This window comes from Streptomyces sp. YGL11-2 (assembly GCF_050054615.1).
Taxonomy (GTDB): Bacteria; Actinomycetota; Actinomycetes; order Streptomycetales; family Streptomycetaceae; genus Streptomyces.
Genome location: NZ_JBNHIN010000002.1, coordinates 346,742 through 357,467, shown reverse-complemented (window position 1 = coordinate 357,467; position 10,726 = coordinate 346,742). Strand labels below are relative to the sequence as shown.

Genomic DNA, 10,726 nt, shown 5'->3' with positions numbered 1-10,726 from the left:
CGCCGTGGCACCGGACGACCTCCACCTGCGCCGCCTCCTCGACACGGCATACGCCGCCGTGCGCGGCTCCACGGCGCGGCCGTGCCCCGCCGGCCGGCGGGGCACGGCCGCGCCGTGGAGCCGCGCACGGCGGCGTATGCCGTGTCGAGGAGGCGGCGCAGGTGGAGGTCGTCCGGTGCCACGGCGGTGGCGAGTACGGCGGGGCCGGCGAGCGGGGCCGGCTCGGCCTGGCCGGTTTCCGGGGAGCCGGCGAGCAGCCGGGGTGCGGTCGGGCGGCGCCCGAAGTCCGGGTCGACGACGAGGAGTTGGCGGACGGCCCCGTGCCCGCGCGGGTCGTCCGTCGACGGATCCGCTCGCCGTGCCCGGCACGGCCGCGGCTAAGGTCGTCCGCGTGAACCGTACGGACAGGTTGTACGCGCTGGTCGAGGAGTTGCGGGCCGCCTCGCCCCGGCCGCGCAGTGCCCGGTGGCTCGCCGGGCGCTTCGAGGTCAGCGTGCGCACCATCGAGCGTGACCTCCAGGCGCTCCAGCAGTCCGGTGTGCCGGTCTACGCGGAGCAGGGACGCACCGGGGGCTACGTCCTGGACAAGGAACGCACCCTGCCGCCGCTGAACATCACCCCGGCACAGGCCACCGCACTGGCCGTCGGACTGCACGCCCTCGGCAAAACCCCCTTCGCCACGGACGCCCGCGACGCCCTGCGCAAGGTGCGGGCCGTGATGCCGGAACGGGAGCGGGCGGCGGCCGACGAGTTCGCCGCGCGGGTGCAGCTCCTGGTGTCGCCGGCGCCGCCGCCCGAGGTGTCGCGCGTACTGCGGGACGCCGTGTCCGACCGTCGCGTGCTGCGGCTGGTCTACGCGGACGCGCGGGGCGCGACGACCGACCGGCTGGTCGAGCCGTTGGGGTTCCTCGGTGGTGAGCGGTGGTACCTGATCGCCTGGTGCAGGCTGCGGGACGCCGTCCGCGGTTTCCGGCTCGACCGGATCCAGGAGGCGAACCGGCTCGACGAAACCGCGCCGCCGCGGCTGGTCGACCTCGCGGAACTGGACACCTTCGGCCACGAGAAGACCGGGCTGAGCGAGGTCGTGAAGTCCGGTTAATCACCGACAGGACGGTGTCGCCGGAGCGCCGGAGAGTGGTGCCCACACCAAGCGGAGGGCCGACCGGCCCCAGTGGAGAGGCATCCGAATGACCACGCACACCCCGGCCACCGACCTGACCCGCGACCACGCCGTCACCCTGTTCGACCAGTGGACGGCCATCTGGAACGGCGAACTCGCGCTCGCCTCGCGGATTCTCGCCCCCGCATTCCGCATCCGCTTCGGAGGCGCCGCCACCGCCGACGCCGATGCCTTCCGCGGCCCGGACGACATCGCCGCCTACATCGGCGCGTTCCGTGACCGCTTCCCCGCTCCCGGCCTGCGCTACGCCGTCGACGGCGCTCCCGTCGTGGACACCGGGACCGGATGCGCCGTCGCCCGGTGGACCGTCGATGTGCCGGACGCCGAGGGGGCCGTGGTCACCAAGAGCGGGATCGACATGTTCGCGATCGACGGCGGCCGGATCGCCGAGGTGTGGTCGATCACGGGCGCGCGTCGCTTCGCGCCGTGACACCCCCGCACGGGTTGGCCAGGGCCGTGGTGGACGGCAACTCACCTGCCGGTCCGGCCCGATGGGTCGCCTGCAGGTGAACACCCTTGCGGGCCGGGCGGGTTGTCGGCCCCCAGGAGACCGTTGTTCTTCTCGGCATCGAGGTACGCCTGTCGGCTCGGCATTGAGGTACGCCTGTCGGCATCGAGGTGCGCCTGGATCCGAGGGGGCGCACCCGGGGCCCGGCGGCCTGCGGCGGGTGCTGCGGGTGCGGTACGGGCGTCGGCCGTGTACCGCACCCGCGGCAGGCGAGGTGTCTGCGGGTGGGCGACGACAGCGGCGGGGGCGGGCGGCACGGTGGACAGGGCCGGGAGCCGGAGCGGACGGCGTCCGCCGAAAGGCCCCGGGCACCGAGAACTTCGGTGACTTCCGTCGTTCGTCGCGAAAGGACCGCTGCGTGAGCCAGACGTCACACGTCACCGGGAGGCAACCGGTGGCACGGACCTGCCCGTTCGACCCGCCCGCGGAGTACCGCACGCTGCGGGACGAGGCCCCGGTCGCCGAGGTGACCCTGCCCGATGGCGCGACCGGCTGGCTGGTCAGCCGGTACGCGGACGTACGGGCGGTGCTGTCCGACCCGCGGTTCAGCTCCCGCCGGCGGCAGCTGCGGACCGGCGACCCCGCGGCGGGCACGCCGGCGCCGCCGCCCCCGCCCGGGATGTTCATCCTGATGGACGCGCCGGAGCACACCCGGTTCCGCCGGCTGCTCACCGGGCAGTTCACGGTGCGCCGGATGCGGCAGCTGGCCCCCGCCGTGGAGCGGATCGTGACCGAGCACCTGGACGCGATGGCCGCCGCCGGGGGCCCGGTCGACCTGGTCCAGGACTTCGCGCTGCCGATCCCCTCCCTGGTGATCTGCGAGCTGCTCGGGGTGCCGTACGCCGACCGGGAGGAGTTCCAGCGGAACTCGGCCACGCTGATCCGGCTCGACGCGACCCCCGAGGAGGTACAGCAGGCCCACGCGGCGATGAACGCGTACTTCCACCGGCTGGCGGCCGACAAGCGGGCCGAGCCCTGTGACGACATCCTCAGCGAGCTGGTGCAGTCGGGCGAGCTGACGGACGAGGAACTGGCCGGCGTCGGCGGGCTGTTGCTGCTCGCCGGACACGAGACGACCGCCAACATGATCGCGCTGGGCACCATGTGCCTGCTGCGCAACCCCGGGCAGCTGGCCGCCCTGCGCGCCGACCCGTCGCTGATGGACGGCGCCGTCGAGGAGCTGCTGCGCTACCTCAGCGTCGTCCAGTACGGGGTGCGCCGCACCGCCCGGGAGGACGTGGAGCTGGACGGCCACCGGATCGCGGCGGGCAGCATGGTGGTCGCCGTGCTGTCGTCCGGCAACCGCGACACGGACCAGTTCCCGGACGATCCCGACCAGTTGGACGTCAGCCGGACAGGCCGCTCACATCTCGCCTTCGGCTACGGCATCCACCAGTGCCTGGGACAGCAGCTGGCGCGGGTCGAGATGAAGGCCGCGCTGTCCGCGCTGTTCGCACGGTTCCCGGACCTGCGGCTGGCGGTGCCGGTGGAGGAGGTGCCGATGCGCGACGACATGCTCGTCTACGGCGTCCACGAGCTGCCGGTGACCTGGTGAGCGCAAGCGCGGCGCGGCGGCGCGCCACGACTCCGCAGCACCCCACCATCCCGTACGGAGGATCCCTGTGAAGGTCACGATCGACGAGGACAGGTGCGTCGGCGCCGGGCAGTGCGTGCTGGCGGCCGAGGACGTCTTCGACCAGCGCGACGAGGACGGCATCGTCGTCCTGCTCGACCCCGCCCCGTCCGACGCGCGGCTGGTCGAGGTCGAGGAGGCCGCCGCCAGCTGCCCGGCGCTCGCCATCACGGTGGAGAGGTAGCCGGCCGCAACGGCTTCGCCGCAGGTCCGGAACGGGATGCGTACGGTGAGGGAGTGCAGTTGAGCGACCGGACCGGGCGGCCGGGGGCCCGTCCCTGGACGACGGATCCGGTGGTCGCGGGGCTCTGCTTCGTGCTGTCGAGTCCGGTGGCGGTGATCACCGCGTACTACCACCGGACGCCGGCCGCCTGGTACCTCGGCGGCCTGGCGCTGGCCTGCCTGCCGCTGCTGGCCCGCAGCCGGTGGCCGTTGCAGGTGGTCGCGGCGACCCTGGCCGCCAACATCGCCCAGCTCGCCCTGGTCTCCTTCCCCGGGCCGTCGCCCGCCGCCGCCGCGGTCGCGCTCTACACGGTGGCGGTGCGCACCGAGCGGCGGACGGCGTGGCGCGTCGGCGGGGGCGCCACCGCGGTCCTGCTCGCCGTATCGGTGATCCGGCAGCCGAGCCTGGACAACCTCTGGCCGCACCTGGCGGTGCTCGCCACCATGGGCCTGGCGGCGGCCAGCGGCGACGCCGTGCGCAGCAGCCGCCGGCTGCTCGCCGCCGCCGTGGAACGCGCCGAGCGCGCCGAGCACACGCGGGAGGCGGAGGCGCGCCGCCGGGTCACCGAGGAGCGGCTGCGCATCGCCCGGGAGCTGCACGACGTCGTCGCCCACCACATCACCCTGGTCAACGCCCAGGCGGGCGTGGCCCACCACCTGATGCGGTCCGACCCCGACCACGCCTACCAGGCGCTGGAACGCATCCGGGACACCAGCCGGACGGCGCTGGACGAACTGCGCACCACCGTGGGGCTGCTGCGGCACGGCGAGTCCCCGGACGCGCCCCGTGAGCCCGCACCCGGCCTCGCCGGCCTCGACGCGCTGCTGGCCTCGTTCCGGCACAGCGGGCTCGACGTCACCCTGGAGCGCACCGGCCACCCCGCCGAGCCGGCGTCGATCACCGGCCTGGCGGCCTACCGGATCATCCAGGAAGCACTCACCAACACCCGCAAGCACGCCGGCCCCGTGGCGGCGCGGGTCCGCCTGGACTTCCGCACCGACGTCCTGCGCCTCACCGTCGAGGACGACGGCCGGGCCGGGACCGGTACGCGGCCCGGTCCCGGCGCCGGGACCGGGCACGGGATGATCGGCATGTACGAGCGCGCCAAGGCCGCCGGCGGCACCCTCACCGCGGGGCCGCGCCCCGATGGGGGCTTCCGTCTCCACGCCGAACTGCCGCTGCACACCGGCCGAAAGGGCTGACCATGACCATCCGCGTCCTGCTCGCCGACGACCAGGCGCTGCTGCGCGGCACCTTCCGGATGCTCATCGACTCCACCCCCGGCATGGAGGTCGTCGCCGAGGCGGCCACCGGGCGCGAGGCCGTCGCGCTCGCCCGCAGCCGGCGCGCCGACCTCGTGCTGATGGACATCCGGATGCCCGACGTCGACGGGATCACCGCGACCGGGCTGATCACCGCCGACGAGGACCTCGCGGGCGTGAAGGTCCTGGTCCTGACCACCTTCGAGAACGAGGAGTACGTCGCCGAGGCGCTCCGCGCCGGTGCCAGCGGCTTCCTCGGCAAGGGCATCAACCCCGGTGAACTCCTGGACGCCATCCGGCTCGTCGCGGCCGGCGACGCCCTGCTGTCACCGCACGCCACCAAGGCCCTGATCGCCCGCTTCCTGGCCCAACCGGCCCCGCGCAGCCGTACCGCGCCGCCGGGGCTCGCCACGCTCACGCCGCGGGAGGAAGAGGTCGTCACCCTGGTCGCCGCGGGCCTGTCCAACGACGAGATCGCCGAGCTGCTCTTCGTCACGCCGCTCACCGCCAAGACGCATGTCAACCGCGCGATGGCCAAGCTCGGCGCCCGCGACCGGGCACAACTCGTGGTCCTCGCCTACCGGACCGGGCTGGCCCACCCGGACGACCCGGACCCGCGGGAGCGCCCCTAGGGCCTGTCCAACGGGTCGGGCCCTAGCTGGGGTTGAAGACGACGCTGGCGAAGCGTGTGCCGGAGGGGGCCGAGGCGCCCGGGGCGAGACGGGTCGCCGGTCCCTTGCAGCCCTTGCGGGCGTAGATGCGGAGGGGCTGCTTCATCCCGTTGCGGGCGCCGCGGGCCTCCTGGCGCATGTCGAGACACCGCTTGCCCGGCAGGTTCCGGACGAAGTACTGCTTGCCGCCGGGCCCCACCCAGCCGAACGTTCCGCTGTCGGCGAGCGCCGCGCTTGCGGGGAGGGTCACAGCCAGTGCGAAACCGGTGATACCGAGGGTGATCGGGCGGAACAGACGCATCATGGTCCCTTCGTGAGGAGAGCGAACATTTACCACTGGGGCCAACGGCCGAGTCCGGGGAAGGAAACGGGCCGGTGGGCCGATGGATGGAGGGCACCCGCAATCGGGGCCGGAACGGGGAGAGATGAGCGATCCGGAGATCAGGGCCGCACGGCCCGACGAGCGCGCGACGGTGGAGACCCTGTTCACCGAAGCCTCAACCTGGCTTGCCGCACGGGGAATCGACCAGTGGCAGTACCCACCGCGCCGCGACCTGATCACCGCGGCGCTGCGGCGCGGCGAGCTGTTCCTCGCGCTGCGGCACCAGCGCCCCGTCGGGATGTTCCAGCTCGACGGCTTCGCCGACCCCGAGTTCTGGGGTGCCGCCGACCGACCGGACTCGGCGCTGTACGTGCACCGGATGGCGGTCGGCCGGCAGGCCGCGGGGGAGGGGATCGGGGCCGTGCTGCTGGACTGGGCCGCCGGCCGGGCGGCGGCGGCCGGGAAGGCGTATCTGCGGCTGGACGCCTGGAAGGACAACCCCGGGCTGCACCGCTACTACCGCTCGGTGGGCTTCGTACCGGTGCGCGTCGTGGACCTGCCGCACCGGCGGTCGGGTGCGCTGTTCCAGCGGGCGGTGTGACCGGGTCCGGGCACCGCGGCGCCCGCGGGGCTCTCGCGCTGCGTGATCAAGGGCACACGTACTGCCCGGTAATGTCGGGCGGTCGCGGACCTAGAGTGAGCCCGGCGGTCGCCGTCGGATGGCGGGTGGGGGCGGCCGGGATGCCGATCCGAGTTGGGAGATGTGGATGCGCTCTCCGAAGGACTTCTTTCGCCCGTTGGCGGTCGGGGCACCGGAGCCGGTGCGGGAGGTACCGTTCCGTCCGTCGCGGATGATCCATTTCTTTGATCCGGGGAACCCGAAGATGGCGGCCAAGGTGCCGGCCATCGCGCCGACGGTCGATGTGCTGCTCGGCAATCTGGAGGACGCGGTCGCCGCGGACCGCAAGGAGGCGGCGCGGGCGGGGCTGGTGGAGGTCGCCCGGAGCGTCGACTTCGGCGAGACGCAGCTGTGGACGCGGATCAACAGCCTTGACTCGCCGTGGGCGTTGGACGATCTGCTGACGCTGGTCACCGAGATCGGCGACCGGCTCGACGTGATCATGGTGCCGAAGGTGGAGAGCGCCGCGGACATCCACTACGTGGACCGGCTGGTCGCCCAGCTGGAGGCGCGGGCCGGGATCCGGCGGCCGATCCTGGTGCACGCCATTTTGGAGACGCCCGCCGGTGTCGCCAACGTCGAGGAGATCGCCGGGGCCAGCCCCCGGATGCAGGGGATGTCGCTGGGGCCGGCCGATCTCGCGGCCAGCCGGCGGATGAAGACCACCCGGGTCGGCGGCGGGCATCCGGGATATCTGGTGCGCCAGGACCCGGACCGGGAGCGCCCGGACGCCCCGCGCGCCGCGTTCCAGCAGGACCTCTGGCACTACACGATCGCGCGGATGGTGGATGCCTGCGCGGCGCACGGGATCCTGCCGTATTACGGGCCGTTCGGCGACATCAAGGACACCGTCGGCTGCGAGGACCAGTTCCGCAACGCGTTCCTGCTCGGGTGCGTCGGGGCGTGGAGCCTGCATCCGGTGCAGATCGGGATCGCGAAGAAGGTGTTCTCGCCGGCCCCGGACGACGTCGCCTGGGCGCGCCGGGTCATCGCGGCCATGGGCGACGGCACCGGCGCGGTGATGATCGACGGCAAGATGCAGGACGACGCCACGTTCAAGCAGTGCCAGGTGGTGGCGGAGCTGGCGCAGACGCTCGCGGCGCGGGACCCGGAGCTGCGGGCGGCGTATGCCGCAGCAGGGGAGGAGCAGTGACGGACGTGGTGCGGAGCACGGAGGCGCACGGTGCCGTGCGGGCCCGGCGGTCGGTGCTGTACATGCCGGGGGCCAACGAACGGGCGCTGGAGAAGGCCAGGTCGCTGCCGGCCGACGCGCTGATCCTCGACCTGGAGGACGCGGTCGCCCCGGACGCCAAGGCCGAGGCCCGGCAGCGGGTGGCGGCGGCCGCCGCCTCGGGCGCGTACGGGCACCGGGAGGTGACGATCCGGGTCAACGGGCCCGGAACGGCGTGGCACGCCGACGACCTGCGGGCGGCGGCCGAGGCCGGTCCGGACGCGGTGGTGGTGCCGAAGGTGGAGTCCGCGCAGACCGTACGGGAGGTCGAGCGGGCGCTGGAGGCGGCCGGGGCGCCGGACCGCACGGCGATCTGGGCGATGGTGGAGACGCCGCGGGCGATGCTGGACGCCCGTGCGGTGGCCGGGGCGAGCGAGCGCCTCACGGTGCTGGTGATGGGCACCAACGACCTGGCGAAGGAGCTGCACGCGGAACACGTGCCCGGCCGGGCTCCGCTGCTGACCGGGCTGTCGCTGGCGCTGCTGGCGGCCCGCGAGTCGGGGAAGGCGATCCTGGACGGGGTCTACAACGACGTGCGGGACCTCGTGGGGTTCGAGGCGGAGTGCGTCCAGGGCCGGCAGTTCGGCTTCGACGGGAAGACGCTGATCCATCCGTCCCAACTCGAACCGTGCAACCGGGTGTTCGCACCGGCCGAGGAGGACATCGCCCGCGCGCGCAAGATCATCGAGGCGTTCGAGCTCGCCGAGCGGGAGGGGCGGGGCGTGGTCACCGTCGACGGGCGGATGATCGAGAACCTGCATGTGGAGGACGCCCGGCGGGTGCTGGCGCTGGCCGAGGCGGTGGCCGGGCGGTAGCGCCGTACTGCCGGGAGCCGGTGGCCAGGGCCGTCACACCGCGTCCGGTTCCGGGCGGAGGGTCAGGGTGGCCTCCGCGACCGAGACGGCGCAGGGGCGAAAGCCGCTGCCGATCCGGTCGAGGAGGGCCGCCAGCCACCGGCAGTCGTCCGGCCCGGCGTACCGCAGACGCATCCGGTGCGCCTGGAAGAGGACGATCCGCAGTGCGTGGAGGCGGCCGGTGTCGGGCTCCAGGGAGGCGAGGTAGAGCGGGCGCAGGTCGTCGCGGTAGCGCTCGAAGCCGGTGATGCCCTCGTAGTCGTCGATGAAGTCGCCGCAGCCGTGCAGGACGAGCTTTCCCCGGTAGACCTCCAGGGGGCGGGGGTGGTGCGCGGAGTGGCCGTGGACGACGTCCACACCGCCGTCGACGAGCGTGTGGGCGAAGGCGATCTGCTCGGGGGAGACCTCGTAGCCCCAGTTGGAGCCCCAGTGGACCGAGGCCACCGCCAGGTCGCCGGGGCGCTTCTCCGGGCCCAGCCGGGCCACCAGCTCGGTCGCGGCGGCGAGCGTCGGGCGGGCGACGAAGTGCACCCCGCCGTGCCGCGCGGTCGCGGCCCAGGTGCGGGGGATGCCGCTGGACGGCATCCCGAAGGAGAGGGCCAGCAGCCGGCGGCGGCCGTCGAGGGGGACGGCGGCCGGGTGCCGCGCCGCCGCCGCGTTCGCCCCCGCGCCCGCGGCGCGCAGGCCCGCGCCCGCCAGGCTCTCCAGGGTCTCCGCCAGCCCGGCGCGGCCGAAGTCCAGGACGTGGTTGTTGGCCAGCACGCAGACGTCCGGGCGGGCGGCGGCCAGGCACGGGAGGTTGGCGGGGTTCATGCGGTAGTGGATCTGCCGGCCGGGGGCGAAGGTGTCGCTTCGGGTGACGCTGGTCTCCAGGTTGATCACGCGGGCGGCGGGCGCGGCCCCGTCGAGGACCGCCAGCGCGTCGCCCCACGGCCAGGGGAAGGCGACCGGGCGGGGGATCGGGCCGTTCGCCGCCTCGGCCAGCCCGATGTAGGAACGGGCGTCCGCCACATACGGCTCGCGCAGCTCGGGATCGCCGGGATGCGGCAGGATCTGGTCGACACCGCGGCCGAGCATCACATCGCCGCAGAGACTGACTGTGACCAGATCACCGGCCATTTTCCCAGGTTAAGGCGGGTGGCGGGGGTTGTCATGCGGCGGGCCGGGGCGCCGTGGGCGGACCGAAGCGGCGCCGGTACGCGGACGGTGTCAGCCCGGTCTCGCGGCGCATCAGGGCGCGCAGATTGGCGGCCGTGCCCAGGCCGCACTTCCGGGCGACGACGTCGAGGCGGGGCTCGCCGCGTTCGATCAACCGGCAGGCGAGGGCGAGCCGTTCGCCGGTCAGCCAGGCCAGCGGGGTGGTGCCCAGCTGGGTGCGGAAGCGGCGGTGGAGGGTGGCCGGGCTGACGGTGGCGCGGGCGGCCAGGCCGGAGACGGTGAGCGGGGCGTCCAGGTGTTCCCGGGCCCAGGCCAGGAGGGGGGCCAGGGAGGCGTCGGCAACGCGCGGAACGGGGCGCTCCACGAACTGGCGCTGGCCGCCGTCCCGGTGGCCGGCGAAGACCAGCCGGCGGCTGACCGCGTTGGCGATCTCCGCGCCGTGGTCGCGGCGGACCACGTACAGCCCCAGGTCGAGCGCCGCGGCGCTGCCCGCGGCGGTGAGGATGTCGCCGTCGTCCACGAACAGCACGTCGGTCTCCAGCCGGACGGCGGGGAAGCGGCCCCGGAAGGTGTCCGCCCACCGCCAGTGGGCGGTGGCCCGGCGGCCGTCCAGGACCCCCGCCTCGGCGAGGGTGAAGGCGCCGCTGCAGAAGCCGACCAGGCGCGCGCCGCGGTCCCGCGCCCGGCGGACGGCGGCGAGCAGGGCGGGGCGGCGCGGCACGTCGACGTCCGGCCGGTTCGGGACGATCAGGGTGTCCGCTTCGTCGGCCGCGGCCAGGTCGGCGACGCCGGTGAGGGTGAAGAACCCGTCGCGCATCAGGGTCCTCGGCTCGGGTGAGCAGAGCCGGAAGTCGTAGAGGTCCCGGCCGAGTTCGGGGCGGGGCAGGCCGAACACCTCGATGGCGCAGCCGAGTTCGAAGGGGTTGGAGTTCTCGTCGACGATGACGACGACGCGGTGCGGGCGGCCGGCGGCCGGTTGCGAGGATCCTTGCGGCATATGCGATT

Annotated in this window: 12 protein-coding genes; 9 read left to right on the top strand and 3 right to left on the bottom strand. The window is 74.1% G+C overall.

Annotation, left to right across the window (positions count from 1 at the left end; all coding sequences use genetic code 11):
• Window positions 1–391 precede the first annotated feature (391 nt).
• From ACO1BR_RS03945 to ACO1BR_RS03920, 6 genes are all read left to right on the top strand, one after another.
• A complete protein-coding gene (locus ACO1BR_RS03945; protein WP_426793602.1) occupies window positions 392–1,099 on the top strand; it encodes a helix-turn-helix transcriptional regulator in 708 nt (235 codons plus the stop codon).
• Window positions 1,100–1,187: 88 nt separating this feature from the next.
• A complete protein-coding gene (locus ACO1BR_RS03940) occupies window positions 1,188–1,610 on the top strand; it encodes a nuclear transport factor 2 family protein (protein ID WP_426793601.1) in 423 nt (140 codons plus the stop codon).
• A 436-nt stretch (window positions 1,611–2,046) separates the two neighbouring features.
• Window positions 2,047–3,243: a cytochrome P450 gene (locus tag ACO1BR_RS03935; protein WP_426793600.1), complete on the top strand. Its 1,197-nt coding sequence runs from the start codon at window positions 2,047–2,049 to the stop codon at window positions 3,241–3,243.
• 67 nt (window positions 3,244–3,310) lie between these two features.
• Window positions 3,311–3,505, top strand: coding sequence for a ferredoxin (locus ACO1BR_RS03930; RefSeq protein WP_159502939.1), 195 nt, complete (start codon window positions 3,311–3,313; stop codon window positions 3,503–3,505).
• A 59-nt stretch (window positions 3,506–3,564) separates the two neighbouring features.
• Complete coding sequence (locus tag ACO1BR_RS03925) at window positions 3,565–4,746, top strand: sensor histidine kinase (protein WP_426793599.1); 1,182 nt, start codon at window positions 3,565–3,567, stop codon at window positions 4,744–4,746.
• Window positions 4,747–4,748: 2 nt separating this feature from the next.
• A complete protein-coding gene (locus tag ACO1BR_RS03920) occupies window positions 4,749–5,438 on the top strand; it encodes a response regulator (RefSeq protein WP_426793598.1) in 690 nt (229 codons plus the stop codon).
• Between the two features lie 22 nt (window positions 5,439–5,460).
• Here the strand turns inward: ACO1BR_RS03920 and ACO1BR_RS03915 are convergent, their stop codons facing one another.
• Window positions 5,461–5,781, bottom strand: a complete 321-nt coding sequence (locus ACO1BR_RS03915; RefSeq protein WP_426793597.1) for a hypothetical protein — start codon at window positions 5,779–5,781, stop codon at window positions 5,461–5,463.
• A 121-nt stretch (window positions 5,782–5,902) separates the two neighbouring features.
• Between ACO1BR_RS03915 and ACO1BR_RS03910 the strand changes: the two genes are divergently transcribed.
• The 3 genes from ACO1BR_RS03910 (at window position 5,903) to ACO1BR_RS03900 (ending at window position 8,524) form a co-directional block, all read left to right on the top strand.
• Entirely contained in the window at window positions 5,903–6,400 is a 498-nt protein-coding gene (locus ACO1BR_RS03910) for a GNAT family N-acetyltransferase (protein WP_426793596.1), read from the top strand.
• 166 nt (window positions 6,401–6,566) lie between these two features.
• The gene (locus ACO1BR_RS03905; RefSeq protein WP_426793595.1) at window positions 6,567–7,631 is read left to right on the top strand and encodes an HpcH/HpaI aldolase/citrate lyase family protein; all 1,065 of its coding nucleotides are present in this window, start codon (window positions 6,567–6,569) and stop codon (window positions 7,629–7,631) included.
• A 5-nt stretch (window positions 7,632–7,636) separates the two neighbouring features.
• Window positions 7,637–8,524 carry an HpcH/HpaI aldolase/citrate lyase family protein gene (locus ACO1BR_RS03900; protein ID WP_426793594.1) on the top strand — a complete coding sequence of 296 codons (888 nt, stop codon included), beginning with the start codon at window positions 7,637–7,639 and terminating at the stop codon, window positions 8,522–8,524.
• A gap of 33 nt (window positions 8,525–8,557) precedes the next feature.
• Here ACO1BR_RS03900 and ACO1BR_RS03895 read toward each other — a convergent pair whose 3' ends face one another.
• Together ACO1BR_RS03895 and ACO1BR_RS03890 are read right to left on the bottom strand one after the other, a co-directional pair.
• A complete protein-coding gene (locus ACO1BR_RS03895) occupies window positions 8,558–9,682 on the bottom strand; it encodes a CapA family protein (RefSeq protein WP_426793593.1) in 1,125 nt (374 codons plus the stop codon).
• 31 nt (window positions 9,683–9,713) lie between these two features.
• Complete coding sequence (locus ACO1BR_RS03890) at window positions 9,714–10,718, bottom strand: GlxA family transcriptional regulator (protein WP_426793592.1); 1,005 nt, start codon at window positions 10,716–10,718, stop codon at window positions 9,714–9,716.
• Between the last annotated feature and the right edge of the window lie 8 nt (window positions 10,719–10,726).

Coding starts and splice junctions, on each gene's coding strand:
- ACO1BR_RS03940 (WP_426793601.1), top strand. CDS start 1,188: ATGACCACGCACACCCCGGCCACCGACCTGACCCGCGACCACGCCGTC.
- ACO1BR_RS03920 (WP_426793598.1), top strand. CDS start 4,749: ATGACCATCCGCGTCCTGCTCGCCGACGACCAGGCGCTGCTGCGCGGC.
- ACO1BR_RS03915 (WP_426793597.1), bottom strand. CDS start 5,781: ATGATGCGTCTGTTCCGCCCGATCACCCTCGGTATCACCGGTTTCGCA.
- ACO1BR_RS03910 (WP_426793596.1), top strand. CDS start 5,903: ATGAGCGATCCGGAGATCAGGGCCGCACGGCCCGACGAGCGCGCGACG.
- ACO1BR_RS03905 (WP_426793595.1), top strand. CDS start 6,567: ATGCGCTCTCCGAAGGACTTCTTTCGCCCGTTGGCGGTCGGGGCACCG.
- ACO1BR_RS03895 (WP_426793593.1), bottom strand. CDS start 9,682: ATGGCCGGTGATCTGGTCACAGTCAGTCTCTGCGGCGATGTGATGCTC.
- ACO1BR_RS03890 (WP_426793592.1), bottom strand. CDS start 10,718: ATGCCGCAAGGATCCTCGCAACCGGCCGCCGGCCGCCCGCACCGCGTC.